The sequence below is a fragment of the Halomonas sp. PAMB 3232 genome (assembly GCF_031954225.1).
Taxonomy (GTDB): Bacteria; Pseudomonadota; Gammaproteobacteria; order Pseudomonadales; family Halomonadaceae; genus Vreelandella.
This window is the reverse complement of the sequence record NZ_CP134865.1, coordinates 1,522,190-1,537,593: the sequence shown is the minus strand read 5'-3', so window position 1 is coordinate 1,537,593 and position 15,404 is coordinate 1,522,190. Positions and strand designations below refer to the sequence as shown.

Genomic DNA, 15,404 nt, shown 5'->3' with positions numbered 1-15,404 from the left:
GCCGAAAGACTCCGTATCGAGGGCTACTGGCCGCGTAAAAAGAGCTTGTCCAGCGCCTTCATGCTCATTTGTGTCCAGGTGGGCCGGCCGTGATTGCACTGATCGCTTCGTTCGGTGCGCTCCATGTCGCGCAGCAGCGCGTTCATTTCATCGAGGGTCAGCCGGCGATTGGCGCGCACGCTGCCGTGGCAGGCCATGGTGGATAAAAGCGCGTGTAGCCTCGCCTCGACCTGGTGGCTCTGGCCAAAGCTCGAAAGCTCCTCGAGCACTTCGCGAATCAGCCCTTCCGGGTCGGCGCCGCTCAGCAGTGCCGGCAAGCTGCGTACCAGAAGCGTCTCCGGGCCTGCGATGTCGAGCTCCAGGCCCAGCGCGGCAATCGCCTCGTGCTCGCTCTCCGCGGTGGCCACCTCCTGACCGCTGGCGGCGAGCGACACCGGCACCAGCAGCGGCTGGGTATCCACCCCCTGGCGGGCCATCTGGGCTTTCATGCGCTCATAGACGATGCGCTCGTGGGCGGCGTGCATGTCCACCAGCACCAGCCCGTGAGCGTTCTGAGCCAGAATGTAGATACCGTGAAGCTGACCCAGCGCGAAACCGAGCGGCGGCGCACTGGTCGGGTCGCTCTCCGGCATCGCCACCGGCGCTTCGCGCACCTGATAAGAGTCAGGGCGCTGCTCGGGAGACGGCTGCGGCGTGAGCAGGCTCTCTTCGTGATCCGGGTGCAGCGCCTGATAGCCCTGCATGAAGCGGCGCACGCGCTCGGCGCCGGGGTGGCGCGCGGGGCCCTCGCCGAGCGCCATGCCCTGCTGCTGCCAGCGCGGCGTGGGCTCATCTGGCGCGGCGGCATTACCGTCGGCCGTTGGCGACGCCTCAGGCGCCGGCGGCTCGTCGCCCTCGGCGCTGGCATCAAAGGGCTTTGAGGCCGCCAGGCAGTGGTGCAGGCTCGAGTAGAGAAAGTCGTGCACCATGCGCGAGTCGCGAAAACGCACTTCGTACTTGGTCGGATGGACGTTGACGTCGACCACGTCCGGGTCGAGCTCGAGATAGAGCACGAACACCGGGTGGCGGCCGTTGTAGAGCACGTCGCGGTAGGCCTGGCGCACCGCGTGGGCCACCAGCCGGTCGCGCACTACCCGCCCGTTGACGAAAAAGTACTGCTGATCCGCCTGGGCGCGCGAATGCGTGGGCAGCCCCACCCATCCACTCATCTTGAGCCCGCCCGCCTCGCGTTCGATATAGCGGGCGTGCTCGATGAAATTCTTGCCCAGAAGCGAAGCGATGCGCCGCTCCCGGGCGGCGGCGGAGTCGCCGGCGGGCAGCTGATGGACGGTTTTTTGATTGTGCCGCAGCACCCAGGTGACGTCGTAGCGCGACAGCGCCTGGCGGCGAAACGCCTCCTCGACGTGGGCGAACTCGGTCTTTTCGGTGCGCAGAAACTTGCGCCGGGCGGGGGTATTGAAGAACAGATCGCGCACCGCCACGCTGGTGCCCTTGGGGTGCGGCGCCGGGGCGACCCGCGCCTCCATGCCGCGCCCTTCGGCGACGACGCGAAAGCCGCGGGTCGGATCGTCGCTGGCGTTGGAGACGAGCTCGAGGCGCGACACCGAGCTGATCGAGGCCAGCGCCTCACCGCGAAAGCCGAGCGAACTCACGCCCTCCAGATCCTCGAGGCTCTCGATCTTGCTGGTCGCGTGACGGGCCAGCGCCAGCGGCAGATCCTCCTCGCCTATGCCGATGCCGTCGTCACGCACGCGCACCAGGCGCGTGCCGCCCTGCTCGATCTCGATTTCGATGCGCCGGCTGCCCGCGTCGATGGCGTTTTCCATCAGTTCCTTGGTCACCGACGACGGCCGCTCGACCACCTCGCCCGCGGCGATCTGGTTGGCAAGCCGCGGGTCGAGCACGTGGATCCGCGGGGTTCGACCTTGTTCAGACACTCATCACCTCACGTTCTCAAGCCTGGTTTTCACGCCAGGCTCTCAACTTACGTTCTGACGGCATTTTCTCAAGCCAAGTTCTCAGGAGCCGGGAATGCGCAGCACCTGGCCCACGCGGATGACGTCGCCATTCAGGTCGTTGACCTGACGGAGCTGGTTCACCGGCACGCCGTGGCGAAGCGCGATCGTCGAGAGCGTATCGCCGGACTGAATGCGGTACTCGTTGCCGGTCGGCGCGCGCTGGTTGTCGCGCTGCCAGGCAAGCAGACTCGCCGGCGGCGGGTTGCGCTCGAAGTGGGCGCGCAGGCCGCCAAAGATCGCCTGGGCCAGCGTGTGCTGGTAGGTCGGATCGCGTAGCTTTCGCTCCTCGTCCGGGTTGGAGATGAAGCCAGTCTCGATCAGAAGCGACGGGATGTCCGGCGACTTCAGCACCATAAAGCCTGCCTGCTCGACGCGCGACTTGTGCAGCCGGTTGATCCGCCCGAGCCGGTCGAGCACCTCACCACCGATGGCGAGCGAGTCGTTGAGCGTTGCAGTCATGGTCAGATCCAACAGCACCCCGCGCAGCACCTGGTCCTTGTCGCGCAGCGACAGCGACCCGTCCACCCCGCCGATCAGGTCCGAGCGGTTTTCGCTGTCGGCAAGCCACTGGGCGGTTTCCGAGGTCGCGCCGCGCTGCGACAGCGCAAATACCGAACTTCCCTGAGGGCGCGGGCTGGAAAAGGCGTCGGCGTGAATCGACACGAAGAAATCCGCTTTCTGCTCGCGGGCGAGCTGGGTGCGCTGACGCAGGCCGATGTAGTAGTCGCTATCGCGGGTCAGGACCGCCTTGAAGCCCTGGGTTGCATTGATGTCTGCAGCCAGGCGCTTGGCAATATCGAGTACGACGTCCTTTTCGCGGGTGCCGCTGGGGCCGATCGCCCCCGGATCTTCGCCCCCGTGACCGGCATCGACGGCAATGATGATGTCGCGACGCGGATGGGGCTGGGCGGGCTGGACCGCCGTGGGGGCGCGCTCGGCCACCGGCGCATCCGGCGGTGCGATCGCCTGGGCCTGAGCGGTGGCGCGCTGAGCCTGGATCTCCTGTTCGCGGATCATCGCCTCGATCGGGTCGATGGGGTTTTCGACCGCGCTTTCGCCGGGGTACTCCAGATCCACCACCAGCCGGTGGCCGTACTGATCGTTCGGCGCCAGCATGAAGTGGCGCGGGGTGATCGCGCGGTTGAGCTCGAGCACGACGCGCAGCCCGCCGCCGTCGAGCCTTCCGGTGCGCACCGCATCGATGGCGCTGTCATTAAGCGGCAGCGTCGAGGCGTCGGTGTCGAGCTGGGTGTCGTCGATATCGATGACCAGCCGTGACGGGTTGTCCAGCGAAAAGACGTCGGCGCTGGCGGCGCCGGAGAGATCGAACACCAGCCGCGCGTGGTCCGGCGCCGCCCAAAGGCGCATGCTTTCGACCGTCGCGGCCTGAAGGGACGCCGATAGCGCCAAAGTACCGAGCACGGTTGCCTTGAGCAGACGTTTGAATGGGCTACTCATTTCCATTGATTCACACCACTTTTGCGGTTTATCACGTAAACGCCTTCACGTTGGCGAGCACCTGCTCGCCCCACGGGCTCTTTGCCGTCAGCGTGGCCGTTCGTCCCTGGGCGGCCACGCTCAATTCGATGTGCACGTCGGCGCCGGGCAGCCAGCCGGCGCCGCGGCTGGGCCACTCGATCAAACAGAGCGCCTCGTCACTTAAAATGTCGCGACCGCCGATGAACTCGAGCTCTTCGGGGTCGCCAAGACGGTACAAATCGAGATGATACACGCGCCGGTCGTCGAACTCGTAGGGTTCGACCAGCGTGTAGGTCGGGCTTTTCACCGCGCCCTGATGGCCATAGGCGCGCAGGATGCCGCGGGTGAGTGTGGTTTTCCCCGCGCCCAGCTCGCCTTCGAGATACACCCGCCCGCGCCCTTCGAGCGCGCGCCCCAGCGCCTCGCCAAAGGCGACATGGGCGTTTTCGTCATTCAACTGCACCTGCATGGAAGGCCTTCACGGGTTGATCAAAATGCGTGCATAGGATGCCAGATCGCTTGCCAGCAAGCCACGCTCGCCGTGCTCTTTTGCCGCCGCGTCGCCGGCCAGTGCGTGCACCATGACGCCCAGGCGCGTCGCAAGCTCGAGATCGTCGAACTGGGCGACGAGCGTGCCGAGCATGCCGCTGAGCACATCTCCCATGCCGCCACAGGCCATACCGGGGTTGCCAAACGGGCACACCACCAAGCCCCCAGGCCCCGCGATCAGGCTACCCGCGCCCTTGAGCACCACGATTCCGCCCCGGCTTCGCTGCAGCGCGCGGGCGGCCGCCGGCCGGTTGGCCTGCACCTCAGCGGTGGAGCAGCCCAAAAGCCTTGCCGCCTCGCCCGGATGGGGTGTGAGCACCCAGTTGTCGCGAGAAAGCCCCGGCCAACGCGCCGCCAACACGTTGAGCGCATCGGCATCGACGATCAGCGGCGCATCCGTCTTGAGCGCAGCCTGCAGCACCGCCTGCCCCCAGGCACCCTCGCCCATCCCCGGGCCAACCACGATGACGTCCGCCATACCCGCAAACGCGAGGGCATCGGCGCCGCCGGTCACGCTGCGGGCCATGACCTCCGGGCAGCGCGTCAGGCTTGCGCTAACGTGCTCGGCGGCGGTGGCCAGACTGACCTTGCCGGCGCCCAGCCGCGCCGCCGCCTGGGAGGCCAAAAGCGCAGCGCCGCCAAAGCCCGGCGCGCCGCCCATCACCAGCACGTGGCCGAAAGCGCCCTTGTGCCCGGCGCGGGGCCGGGGCGCGAAGGCCGGCGCCAGCCAGCTCTCGTCCAGGCGCCAGGCGGCGGGCACGATATCGAAAAAGGCCTGGGCCTTGACCCCGAGCGCGCGAAAATCGATTTCGCCGGTGTAGCCCGGCGCATCGCCGGTGTGAAGGCCGATCTTGTCGCCGATGAACGTCACCGTGCAGTGGGCGTGCACCGCGGCGCCCTGTACCGCGCCGGTATCCGCCGCGATGCCCGACGGCACGTCCAGCGCCAGTACCGGTTGCCCTGCGCGATTGATGTCGTCGATCACCGCGCGCGCCTCGCCTTCGACCGGACGCGAAAGCCCGGTGCCGAACAGCGCATCGACGATCACCTCGCCGGTCAGCGCCATGCCTTCGCGGTAGCGCTCAAAGCCTACACCGGCGGCGCTGGCAAGCTCGGCGGCGCGGACAACGTCGTTTTCAAGTGACTCGAGCGCGCGGGTCGATATGCGCTGCACCTTGAGCCCGGCCTGCATGGCAAGCGCCGCGAGCACGTGGCCGTCGCCGCCGTTATTACCGCTGCCGCACACCACGGTGACGCTTTTCGCCTGGGGCCAGCGCGAGCGAAAGCTGTGCCAGGCGCTGGAAGCGGCGCGCTGCATCAGCGCAAAGCTTTCGATGCCGGCGGCGATGGTGCGCCGGTCGAGCTCGCGCACCTGGGCGGCCTTGTAAAGCGGGCGCAGGGCCTCGACGGTAAGCGCGGGGTTGAGCGTCTGGCCTGAAATCGACACGAAAGCTCCTTATGCTATCGGTAAAGGGTCGGTGAACGGGGTCTGGCCCACAGTATTGATCGACACAGTATGGATCGAAATGCATGGCCGTGTCGTCAAAACGACTTATGGGGTAGCATAGCGCGCCCGCGCTTTGCCGTTTCATTCACCTGCCACACTCATCTACGTTGATCCACCATGGCGACACCCACCGCTTCACTCTCTGTCGATGAACTCGAACGTCTGGCGTCGCTGATCAAGACCTGGGGGCGCGAGCTCGGCTTTCAGCAGATCGGCATCACCGATACCGACCTTGGCGAGCACGAAGCGCATCTCGAGACCTGGCTCGATAACGGCTATCAGGGCGAAATGGCCTACATGGCCAAACACGGCACCAAACGTACCCGCCCCGCCGAGCTCGAACCCGGCACCCGACGGGTGATCAGCGCGCGCATGGACTACCTGCCGCCGGAGGTCGAAACCACCAGGGTGCTCGGCCAAAAGGGGCTCGCCTACGTCTCGCGCTACGCTTTGGGCCGCGATTACCACAAGCTGATCAGAAAGCGCCTGGCCACGCTTGCCAAAAAGATCGAGCAGGAGGTGGGCGCGTTTGGCTACCGGGCGTTCGTCGACTCGGCGCCGGTGATGGAGCGGGCATTGGCGCAGAAGGCGGGGCTTGGCTGGTTCGGCAAGAACGCCATGCTGTTGAACCCGAAAGCCGGGTCGCTGTTTTTTCTTGGCGAGCTCTACACGGATCTGCCGCTGCCGGTCGATGCGCCTTTCGACACCGAGCACTGCGGGCGCTGCAACGCCTGCCAGACGGCCTGCCCTACCGGCGCCATCGTCGATGACAAGATCATCGACGCCAACAAGTGCATCTCGTATCTGACCATCGAGCTTCACGGCGCGATCCCGCTCGAGTTTCGCCGCGCAATGGGCAACCGGGTCTACGGCTGCGACGACTGCCAGCTGGTCTGCCCCTTCACCCGCTTTACCAGGGCGAGCGCGGAGGAGGACTTCGCCCCCCGCCACGACCTGGACCGCGCCTCGCTGATCTCGCTGTTCGCCTGGAGCGAAGAGGAGTTTCTCGACAAGACCGCCGGCAGTGCCATTCGCCGCATCGGCTTCGAGCGCTGGCTGAGAAACCTGGCGGTGGGGCTGGGTAACGCCCCCTGGAGCCGTGAGGTGGAAGCCGCGCTCAGTGCCCGGCGCGCCTACCCAAGCGCGCTCGTGCGCGAGCACGTCGCCTGGGCGCTCGCCGAGCAGCGACAAAAGCGCGGCGCGCGCATCGCCTCCGCCGTCTAGATTACTGCCCGGCGTCGGCTTTCAAGAACGTCTTGCGGTAGTGGGCAAGCTCGGCGATCGACTCCTTGATGTCATCCATCGCCAGGTGTACGTTCTTCTTGCCAAACCCTTCGAGCGCCTTCGGGTTCCAGCGCTTGGCCAGCTCCTTCACGGTAGAGACGTCCAGGTTGCGGTAGTGGAAAAACGCCCAGAGCGAAGGCATTTCGCGTTCCAGAAAGCGCCGGTCCTGGTGGATGCTGTTGCCACACATCGGCGAGGTGCCGGGTTCGACATAGCGGCTTAAAAACGCCAGCGTCTCGCGCTCGGCCTGGGCGGTATCCACTTGGCTTGCCTTGACCCGGGAGACGAGACCGGACTCGCCGTGGGTTTTCTGGTTCCAGTCGTCCATGCCGGCGAGCAGGCGATCACTCTGATTCACCGCGATCACCGGGCCTTCGGCGACCACGTTCAGGTCAGCGTCGGTGACGAGCGTGGCGACCTCGATGATGCGCTCCTTGTTCGGGTCGAGTCCGGTCATTTCCAGGTCGATCCAGACGAGCAGGTCGCGGCGCGGGGCAGTTGTGTCAGGCATGGTGTTCTCCAAAGCGAGGATCAGGGCGGCGGGGTCGTTACCCGCGCCACGTTAACAGGTACACTAATGCCATTGTACCGATCATCAGGTGGTCATGAGCAAACGTAAATTAAGCCGCCAGCAGCGCTGGCGGGTCGAGAAGATCCAGGCCGAGCGCGCCAACCGGGCGCAAAAGCGCGAAACCGACGATAGCGAAAAGCTCGCCGCCGGCGAATACGGCGCCGAGCAGCCCGGGCGCGTGATGGCGCATTTCGGTCGCACGCTCGAGGTCCGCGATGCCGAAGGCACCCCGGTGCGCTGCCACCTGCGCGCCAATCTCGAAGGCCTGGTCACCGGCGACCGGGTGATCTGGCGCGCCGGCCAGGAGGGCTCCGGCGTGGTGGTCGCCCGCGTAGAGCCTGAGAGCGTGCTCAAGCGCCCGGACGCCCGCGGGCTCTTGAAGCCGGTGGCGGCCAACATCGACCAGATTTTGATCGTTTTCGCCGTCGAGCCCGCCCCTCACCCCAATCTGATCGACCGCTACCTGGTCGCCGCCGAGTCGACCGGCATCGCGCCGGTGCTGGTGCTCAACAAGACCGACCTTTTACCCGATGACGGCGGCGAGCTCGGCGCGCTGCTGGAGCGCTACGCAGGCCTTGGCTACCCGGTGGTACGCACCACGACGGCCACGGACGAAGGCCTGAGTGCGCTTCGCGAACAGCTCAATGGCCGCACCTCGGTGTTCGTCGGCCAGAGCGGCGTAGGCAAGTCATCGTTGATCGATTTGCTGCTGCCCGAGGAGTCGCTCAGGATCGGCGCGCTCTCGGAGGATTCGCGCAAGGGCACGCACACCACCACCACCGCCAGGCTCTACACCATGAACGCCCGTGAGGTGGAGGATGGGGAGCTGATCGACTCGCCCGGCATTCGCGAGTTCGGGCTCGTTCACCTGAGCGAGCAGGAAGTGACCGACGGCTTCATCGAGTTTCATCCCTTTATCGGCCACTGCCGCTTTCGCGACTGTCGCCATCGCCAGGAGCCTGGCTGCGCTTTACTTGACGCCGTCGAGGCAGGCAAGATTCATCCTGAACGTTTTGCCAGCTACCGGCGCATACTCGATAGCCTAAGCGCCCCAGGCGCCCAATGACAGGAGCGGTTCATGAGTGCTGAACACCCATCCAGCGAAGCCAACGTGTTGCCCTTGATCGTCGAGCCAGGAGAGCTTGCGGCCAAACTGGACGCCCCCGAGCTTTTGATCATCGACGTGCCGGCCAACCCGGACAGCTACCGCCAGGGCCACGTGCCGGGCGCGGTGTATCTCGACTTTCGCTACCTGCTGCGCGGCGAGGGCCCGGTGCCCAACGACGTGCCGGACGTGGGCTTTCTCTCGCAGCTGTTCAGCGCCCTGGGCCTGACTCGCGATACCCACGTAATCGCCTACGACGACGAAGGCGGCGGCTGGGCAGCAAGGCTTCTCTGGACGCTGGAGCTCATCGGCCACACCCGCTACTCGTACTTGAACGGCGGCATTCACGCCTGGCGCGACGAAGGCCTCGACGAAAGCCAGGAGCAGACCCGCCCCACGCCTTCCGAGTACCACGCCGAGATTCTCAATCCGCAGGTGCTGATCACCTGTGACGAGATCAAGGGCAAGCTCGAGGATCGAAATTTTGCGGTGTGGGATGCACGCTCCAGGGGCGAGTACGACGGCGAAAAAGGCAACAACAAGCACCTGGGCCACATTCCGGGCGCGGTGAACATGGACTGGGTCGACGCCATGGACCGAAAGCGCGCGCTTCGCATTCGCGACTACGCCGAGCTTGTCACCGAGCTCGAGGCGATGGGCCTGACCCCGGACATGGAGATCGCCACCCACTGCCAGAGCCACCACCGCAGCAGTTTTACCTGGCTGGTCGGCAAAGCGCTCGGGTTCAACATTCGCGGCTATGCCGGCTCCTGGGGCGAATGGGGCAACCGCGACGACACGCCGATCGAAAAGTAGTGCCCGCCCCGCGCCGGGATGTTTGATCCTCTGACGAAAAGAACGCCACGTGACGCTATCTCAAAAAGCTTTTTCGCTGATTCAGTATCCGCTTCCGCACCACGCGATCTCGCGGCTGACCGGCGTGTTTGCCCAGAGCGAAACGCCCTGGCTCAAGAACGCGCTGATCAAGGCGTTCATCAAGCGCTTCAACGTCGACATGAGCCAGGCGCTGGAACCCGACCCGACGGCCTACCCCCACTTCAACGCATTCTTCACCCGCGCGCTCAAAGCGGATGCCCGTCCGCTCGGCGACGGCCTTTTGAGCCCTGCGGACGGCGCGCTTTCGCGCCACGGGCGGATACAGGCTGGCCAGCTTTTGCAGGCCAAGGGCCACACCTATTCGGCACAGACGCTTCTGGGCGGCGACGCGGTACTTGCCGAAGAGTTCATGGGCGGAAGCTTCGCCACGGTGTATCTGTCGCCAAGCGACTATCACCGCGTGCACATGCCCCTGACCGGCACGCTTCGCGAGATGATCTACGTGCCCGGGCGCATCTTCTCGGTCAATCAGGCCACGGCTCGCCATGTGCCGAACCTGTTTGCCCGCAACGAGCGGCTGGTGTGCATTTTCGATAGCCCCCAGGGGGCGTTTTCGATGGTGCTGGTCGGCGCGATGGTGGTGGCCGCGATCGAAACCGTGTGGGCGGGCCAGATCACGCCACTGGCAGGCACGCCGCAGCGCACCCGCTTCGAGCAACCGATCACCCTCGAGCGCGGCGTGGAGATGGGGCGGTTCAAGCTGGGCTCGACGGTGGTGATGTGCTTCGAGAACCCGGTCGATTTCGACGATCTGGCGCCGGAGACACCGGTCCAGATGGGCCAGCGTTTGGCCGATATGCCCGCTATCACGCCGGTCAGCGCCTGACACCCTCCAGAAAGATCGCTGCGCAGTGTCGGGCCCGGGCGTTGCAGCGCGCCTCGTCGATGACCAGGTCCCGGCCGAGCAGCGCATTGATGTGCCACTCGCCCATTAACATGCCCATGAAAATGCCCGCCGCTTCCCGGGGCGCCTCGAGTGCCAACCTCCCCTGCTCGACCTGATCACTTAGATAGTCCGCCAGCGCCTCGCGGGTACGGTCCGGGCCGCGTACGAGAAACAGCTCGCCAAGCGCCGGGGCGCGCTCGGCCTCGAACGCAAGCCCGCGCATCAGCCGAATGACGCCGGGGTCGAACACCAGCATCAGCATGCGCCGGCCAAGTTCAAAAAGGACCTGCTCCGGCGCCTGGCGGTCGCGCCGCCCCGCCTCGATCACCGCCCAGGCGGTCTCGATATGGCGCTCCATCGCCGCGGTGAATAGCCCCTCCTTGCTGCCGAACTGCTTGTAGAGCGTGGCGAGCGACCCGCCGGCGCGGGCCACCACGTCGTTAACACTGGCCCCGGCATACCCCTGTTCCAGAAACACGTCTCTTGCCGCATCCAACAGCCGCTCACGTCGTGCTACGCCCCGGGGGATCCGGGCATCACTATTTTCCTCTGCTTCCACTGTCCTTTCCGCTCCCATCGACTTGTTCTTTTCGCGACGCCTGGTCGGCACATTAAAGCTACCCGGCGCCACCGACAAAAAAACTGCGCTGATCTCGCAGCGCTGGATATGTAGTGTAGCATTCATTACACTATTGATCCTTATCCTTTCGGCACGCGGCCGAAACGTTCCAACTCAGGAGTAGCCATGGCTCAGGGCGACGTTCAAGGCGATACCGCCAACCTTTCCCACGGTGCGCCTACCGCGCAGGCCAAACCTAAAAAGCGCGGGCGACAATGGCTCTTGTTGGTCATCGGTTTGATCGCGCTAGCCGCGTTGGGCTGGTGGCTCGTCGGCTGGTGGCAGGTGGGGCGGTTCATGATCGACACCGACAACGCTTACATACGCACCGACAGCGTCGCAGTGAGCGCGGAGCTTTCGGCGCGGGTGGTCGATGTGGCGGTGATCGAGAACCAGGCCGTTGAGCAGGGCGATCTGCTCGTGCAGCTCGACGATGCCAGCTACCGCGACCAGCTCAACCAGGCCCGAGCGCAGCAGGCCGTGGCCGCGGCGTCGTTTGCCCAATCCCAGCGCCAAGTGGCGCTGCAGCAAGCCGCCATCGACCAGGCGCGCACTCAGGTGGATGCCGCCCAGGCCGACGTCGACCGTGCGCGCTCGCACCTTGCGCGCTCGTCGTCGCTGGCCGCCAACAACTACGGTTCGCGCCAACAGCGCGAGGACGACGAGAGCGCGCTGCGCGTGGCCGAGGCCAACCTGGCCAGCCGCCGCGCCGCCGTCGTTTCCGCCGAGCGCCAGCTGGCGGTGGCCGAAAGCGACGTTACCCGCGCCGAGGCAAGCCAGGAGGCCGCCGCCGCCGATCTGGCCTACGCCCAGCACCAGCTCGACAAGACCCGCCTCACCGCCCCGCGCGACGGCGTCATCGGCAACCTGCGGGTCAAAACCGGCGCGCTTGCACAGCCGTCGCTGACGCTGATGCAGCTCGTGCCCATCGAGTCGGCCTACGTCAGCGCCAACTACAAGGAGACCCAGCTCGAGCGCATCCGCCTGGGCCAACCTGCCGCCGTTCATCTGGACGCCTACCCGGACATCACCTTCGAAGGCGTGGTCGAGAGCCTGTCGCCGGCCACCGGCACCGAATTCAGCCTGCTGCCTCAGGACAACGCCACCGGCAACTTCAACAAGATCGTGCAGCGCGTGCCGGTGCGCATTCGCGTGACCGGGCCTCGTGAGTCACTCGGCCTTTTACGTGCCGGCCTTTCTGTGGTGCCCGAGATCGACACGCGTGACCTTGATCCCGAGCGCGACGATCGAAAAACCAACGCCTCGTCCGACGTTCAAGCGACACCATGAGCACGACCTCCCCACCAGGCCGCCAGGGCGTCAGCGACATGCCGCCCTGGCCGCAGCGTATCGGCTTCATCGCCGCGGTATTTGGCATGTTCATGGCGATTCTGGATATCCAGATCGTCGCCAGTTCGCTCACCGAGATCCAGTCCGGGCTCTCGGCGAGCCAGGATCAGATCTCCTGGGTGCAGACTTCGTATCTGATTGCCGAGATCGTGATGATTCCGCTGTCCGGCATGCTGATGCGCATTCTCTCCACGCGGGTCGCCTTCACCCTCTCCTGTGCGGGATTTACCCTGGCAAGCCTGGGCTGCGCGCTGGCAGGCTCCATCGAGCAGCTGATCGTGCTGCGCGCCATTCAGGGCTTCATGGGCGGGGCGATGATCCCGATCACCCAGGCGATCAGTTTCTCGATCTTCCCGCGGCGGGTGATGGGCAGCGTGCAGGCGGTGATCGGCATGGTGGTGACCATGGCGCCATCGATCGGCCCGACCATCGGCGGCTACATCACTGAAACCCAGAGCTGGCACTGGCTGTTTCTGGCCAACGTGATTCCCGGCATTCTGGTGTGCTGGGCGGCCTGGAATTTTCTGGATATCGACAAGCCCAATCACGCGCTTGCACGCCGGCTCGACGTGATCGGGCTTGCCCTGATCGCGCTGTTTCTCGGCTCACTGGAGTTCGTGCTGGAAGAGGGCCCGGGCGAGGACTGGTTCGCCAGCCACGAGATCGTCCTGTTCAGCCTGCTCTGTTTGGTCACGGGCGTCTGGTTCTTTACTCGAACGCTGAGAAGCGCGCACCCGATCGTCGACCTGCGCGCCTTCGCCAACCGCAACTTCGCCATTGGCGCGGGCATGGGCTTTATCATCGGCATCGCGCTTTACGGGCTGGTCTACATCATGCCGCTGTTCTTCGGCTACGTGCGCGGCTATTCGAGCCTGCAGATCGGCCAGGTGATGTTCGTCACCGGGGTGACGATGTTCTTCTGCGCGCCGCTGGTCGGTAAGGCCACCAACCATCTGGACCTGCGCTTGTTGCTGTTCGCGGGCTTTCTGCTGGTCGGCGTCGGCACGATGATGAATGCGAACCTCACCGTGGAGTCCGGCTTTTGGCAGTTCTGCCTGCCGCAGATCGTGCGCGGCATGGGGTTGATCATGTGCATCATCCCCGCCTCACGCATTGCGCTCGGCACGCTGCCGGCCCAGGAAGTCGGCAACGCCAGCGGGCTGTTCAACGTGATGCGCAACCTCGGCGGCGCCGTGGGGCTGGCGCTCATGGATACGGTGCGCGACATTCGCGAGGACTTTCACTGGAATCAGCTGATTCCGGCCATCGATACCAGCCGCGAGGTGGTCGTGGCCGAAATCGCCAAATACGAGGCGATGCTCTCGGGCGCCGTCGCCGATGCCCACCAGGCGGCCATCGGACTGATCGCTCAGCGCGTCTCCCAGCAAGCCCAGGTGCTCGCCTTCAACGACATCTTCACCTGGCTGGGGCTTGTCTACATCGTCACGGTACCGCTGGTATTTCTGCTCAAGCGCATTCGCGCCTGAGCTTTCAGCAGCGGGGCGTGGCGAACGCGAGCACCTCTTCCAGGCGGTGCTTGCCAAGCGCCAGCTGAATCAGCCGGTCGATGCCCAGCGCTACGCCGGCGCCTTCGGGCATGCCGTGTTCGAGCGCGGCTAGAAGCCGCTCGTCGATGGCCACCGGCGCAAGGCCGAGTCGCTCGCGCGCGGCGTTATCCTCGATAAATCGCGCGCGTTGCTCAGAGGGGTCCGTCAGCTCGTCGTAGCCGTTGGCAAGCTCCAGGCCCTCTACGTAGAGCTCGAAGCGCGAGGCGACCCACTCGCCGTCATCATCCTGGTGGCGGCGGGCCAGGGCCGCCTGGCTTGCCGGGTAGTCCATCACCACGCTGATTTCGTCACGACCAAGCGTCGGCTCGATCACCACGCTCATCAGTAGATCGAGGCACGTATCGCGTGGCTCTGCCGCCAGATGCCCCGCCGGCATGTGGCCGCGCTGCTCGGCCAGCCGGCGCAGCCCATCAAGCGGCGCGGTGAACGGGTCCAGGCCAAGGTGACGCTGGAACAGCGCGCGGTAGCCGTAACGTGCAAGTGGCAGGTTGGGTGCGGGCAGCAGCGCCTTGATCAGCGCGGTCGTCTCCTCGATCAAATCGACCAGGGTGAAACCGGGGCGGTACCACTCGAGCATGGTGAACTCGACGTTATGGCGTGCGCCCACCTCGCCATCGCGAAAGCTTCGCGCCAACTGAAAGATCGGCCCGCTTCCCGCGGCCAAAAGCCGCTTCATGTGAAACTCCGGCGAGGTTTGAAGCCAGAGCGTGCGCGACTCCATGCCGGTCAGCGCGCGGGTCGAAAGCGACGCCAGATGCACGTCGGTGCTGCCGCCCTGACCGAGTACGGGCGTCTCTACCTCCAGCACGCCGCGCTCGGCAAAGAAGGCGCGTACTCGGGTCAGCAGGCGCGCACGCGCCTTGAGCGTTTCGATCTCCGCGCTGGGGCGCCACTCGATGGCCATTGCCGTATCCTTAAAAAATAAAAGCCACGCATCGGCGTGGCTTCAAGGTGAGGCTCGGCGAATGGACGACGAGCCGGGTAACATCACGCGCGCGAGACGTACTCGCCGGAGCGGGTATCGACTTTCAACACTTCGCCCTGGTTGATGAACAGCGGTACGCGCACCACGGCACCCGAGGAGAGCGTGGCCGGTTTGGAACCGCCCTGGGCGGTGTCGCCCTTCAGGCCCGGGTCGGTCTCGACGACTTCGAGCTCGATAAAATTGGGGGCCGATACGGCAATCGCTTTGTCATTCCACAAGGTAACGGTATAAGCCACCTGCTCTTTCAACCATTTGGCCGTGTCGCCCAGCGCTTTTTTCTCGACCGCGTACTGCTCGAAGGAGCCGTCTGTCTTCATGAAGTGCCACATGTCGCCGTCGGTGTAGAGATACTCCATCTCGAGTTCCATGACGTCGGCGCCTTCCAGCGATTCGCCGGACTTGAAGGTACGCTCCCAGACGCGGCCGGTCATGAGGTTACGCAGCTTCACGCGGTTGAACGCCTGGCCCTTGCCGGGCTTAACCAGTTCGTTGTCGACGATCGAACACGGGTCGCCGTCGAGCATTACTTTCAAACCGCCCTTGAATTCGTTGGTAGAATAGTTCGCCATGATCTCTCTCACTAATC

At 65.2% G+C, this 15,404-nt stretch carries 14 protein-coding genes; 6 read left to right on the top strand and 8 right to left on the bottom strand.

Annotated elements, in window-relative coordinates; genetic code table 11:
- Nucleotides 1-23: 23 nt before the first annotated feature.
- From mutL to RN346_RS06920, 4 genes are all read right to left on the bottom strand, one after another.
- On the bottom strand, nt 24-1,937 hold the full coding sequence (gene mutL / locus RN346_RS06935) for a DNA mismatch repair endonuclease MutL (RefSeq protein ID WP_311962557.1): 1,914 nt from the start codon (nt 1,935-1,937) through the stop codon (nt 24-26).
- Nucleotides 1,938-2,018: 81 nt separating this feature from the next.
- Nucleotides 2,019-3,476 (bottom strand): N-acetylmuramoyl-L-alanine amidase, encoded by a 1,458-nt coding sequence (locus RN346_RS06930; protein ID WP_311960661.1) that lies wholly within the window; start codon nt 3,474-3,476, stop codon nt 2,019-2,021.
- 31 nt (nt 3,477-3,507) lie between these two features.
- Complete coding sequence (gene tsaE / locus RN346_RS06925) at nt 3,508-3,966, bottom strand: tRNA (adenosine(37)-N6)-threonylcarbamoyltransferase complex ATPase subunit type 1 TsaE (protein WP_263584351.1); 459 nt, start codon at nt 3,964-3,966, stop codon at nt 3,508-3,510.
- A 9-nt stretch (nt 3,967-3,975) separates the two neighbouring features.
- A complete protein-coding gene (locus tag RN346_RS06920) occupies nt 3,976-5,493 on the bottom strand; it encodes an NAD(P)H-hydrate dehydratase (RefSeq protein WP_311962556.1) in 1,518 nt (505 codons plus the stop codon).
- Nucleotides 5,494-5,670: 177 nt separating this feature from the next.
- Between RN346_RS06920 and queG the strand changes: the two genes are divergently transcribed.
- Nucleotides 5,671-6,777, top strand: a complete 1,107-nt coding sequence (gene queG / locus RN346_RS06915) for a tRNA epoxyqueuosine(34) reductase QueG (RefSeq protein WP_311962555.1) — start codon at nt 5,671-5,673, stop codon at nt 6,775-6,777.
- Nucleotide 6,778: 1 nt separating this feature from the next.
- Here the strand turns inward: queG and orn are convergent, their stop codons facing one another.
- Nucleotides 6,779-7,348, bottom strand: coding sequence for an oligoribonuclease (gene orn, locus RN346_RS06910; RefSeq protein WP_263584354.1), 570 nt, complete (start codon nt 7,346-7,348; stop codon nt 6,779-6,781).
- A gap of 94 nt (nt 7,349-7,442) precedes the next feature.
- Here orn and rsgA point away from each other — a divergent pair, with 94 nt between their 5' ends.
- Genes rsgA through asd form a run of 3 tightly spaced genes read left to right on the top strand, consistent with a single transcriptional unit; the run spans nt 7,443 to nt 10,236 of the window.
- Nucleotides 7,443-8,474 carry a small ribosomal subunit biogenesis GTPase RsgA gene (rsgA, locus tag RN346_RS06905; RefSeq protein WP_311962554.1) on the top strand — a complete coding sequence of 344 codons (1,032 nt, stop codon included), beginning with the start codon at nt 7,443-7,445 and terminating at the stop codon, nt 8,472-8,474.
- A 12-nt stretch (nt 8,475-8,486) separates the two neighbouring features.
- Nucleotides 8,487-9,329, top strand: coding sequence for a sulfurtransferase (locus tag RN346_RS06900; RefSeq protein ID WP_311962553.1), 843 nt, complete (start codon nt 8,487-8,489; stop codon nt 9,327-9,329).
- Between the two features lie 49 nt (nt 9,330-9,378).
- On the top strand, nt 9,379-10,236 hold the full coding sequence (asd, locus tag RN346_RS06895; protein WP_311962552.1) for an archaetidylserine decarboxylase: 858 nt from the start codon (nt 9,379-9,381) through the stop codon (nt 10,234-10,236).
- On the opposite strand, the gene RN346_RS06890 is transcribed toward asd, so the two are convergent.
- Nucleotides 10,226-10,981, bottom strand: coding sequence for a TetR/AcrR family transcriptional regulator (locus tag RN346_RS06890; protein ID WP_311962551.1), 756 nt, complete (start codon nt 10,979-10,981; stop codon nt 10,226-10,228). The genes asd and RN346_RS06890 overlap by 11 nt on opposite strands.
- 60 nt (nt 10,982-11,041) lie before the next feature.
- Here RN346_RS06890 and RN346_RS06885 point away from each other — a divergent pair, with 60 nt between their 5' ends.
- Nucleotides 11,042-12,205, top strand: a complete 1,164-nt coding sequence (locus RN346_RS06885; RefSeq protein ID WP_311962550.1) for an HlyD family secretion protein — start codon at nt 11,042-11,044, stop codon at nt 12,203-12,205.
- Nucleotides 12,202-13,752 (top strand): DHA2 family efflux MFS transporter permease subunit, encoded by a 1,551-nt coding sequence (locus RN346_RS06880; RefSeq protein WP_311960656.1) that lies wholly within the window; start codon nt 12,202-12,204, stop codon nt 13,750-13,752. The genes RN346_RS06885 and RN346_RS06880 overlap by 4 nt, the downstream gene beginning before the upstream one ends.
- A gap of 4 nt (nt 13,753-13,756) precedes the next feature.
- On the opposite strand, the gene epmA is transcribed toward RN346_RS06880, so the two are convergent.
- Both epmA and efp read right to left on the bottom strand, forming a co-directional pair.
- Nucleotides 13,757-14,737 carry an EF-P lysine aminoacylase EpmA gene (gene epmA, locus RN346_RS06875; protein ID WP_311962549.1) on the bottom strand — a complete coding sequence of 327 codons (981 nt, stop codon included), beginning with the start codon at nt 14,735-14,737 and terminating at the stop codon, nt 13,757-13,759.
- 83 nt (nt 14,738-14,820) lie between these two features.
- On the bottom strand, nt 14,821-15,387 hold the full coding sequence (efp, locus tag RN346_RS06870) for an elongation factor P (RefSeq protein WP_263584362.1): 567 nt from the start codon (nt 15,385-15,387) through the stop codon (nt 14,821-14,823).
- Between the last annotated feature and the right edge of the window lie 17 nt (nt 15,388-15,404).

Bases quoted from the DNA above. Each gene is read 5' to 3' on its own strand.
- orn (WP_263584354.1), bottom strand. From the start codon at position 7,348: ATGCCTGACACAACTGCCCCGCGCCGCGACCTGCTCGTCTGGATCGAC.
- RN346_RS06880 (WP_311960656.1), top strand. From the start codon at position 12,202: ATGAGCACGACCTCCCCACCAGGCCGCCAGGGCGTCAGCGACATGCCG.
- efp (WP_263584362.1), bottom strand. From the start codon at position 15,387: ATGGCGAACTATTCTACCAACGAATTCAAGGGCGGTTTGAAAGTAATG.
- tsaE (WP_263584351.1), bottom strand. From the start codon at position 3,966: ATGCAGGTGCAGTTGAATGACGAAAACGCCCATGTCGCCTTTGGCGAG.
- queG (WP_311962555.1), top strand. From the start codon at position 5,671: ATGGCGACACCCACCGCTTCACTCTCTGTCGATGAACTCGAACGTCTG.
- RN346_RS06890 (WP_311962551.1), bottom strand. From the start codon at position 10,981: ATGAATGCTACACTACATATCCAGCGCTGCGAGATCAGCGCAGTTTTT.
- RN346_RS06900 (WP_311962553.1), top strand. From the start codon at position 8,487: ATGAGTGCTGAACACCCATCCAGCGAAGCCAACGTGTTGCCCTTGATC.
- epmA (WP_311962549.1), bottom strand. From the start codon at position 14,737: ATGGCCATCGAGTGGCGCCCCAGCGCGGAGATCGAAACGCTCAAGGCG.
- RN346_RS06885 (WP_311962550.1), top strand. From the start codon at position 11,042: ATGGCTCAGGGCGACGTTCAAGGCGATACCGCCAACCTTTCCCACGGT.
- rsgA (WP_311962554.1), top strand. From the start codon at position 7,443: ATGAGCAAACGTAAATTAAGCCGCCAGCAGCGCTGGCGGGTCGAGAAG.
- RN346_RS06930 (WP_311960661.1), bottom strand. From the start codon at position 3,476: ATGAGTAGCCCATTCAAACGTCTGCTCAAGGCAACCGTGCTCGGTACT.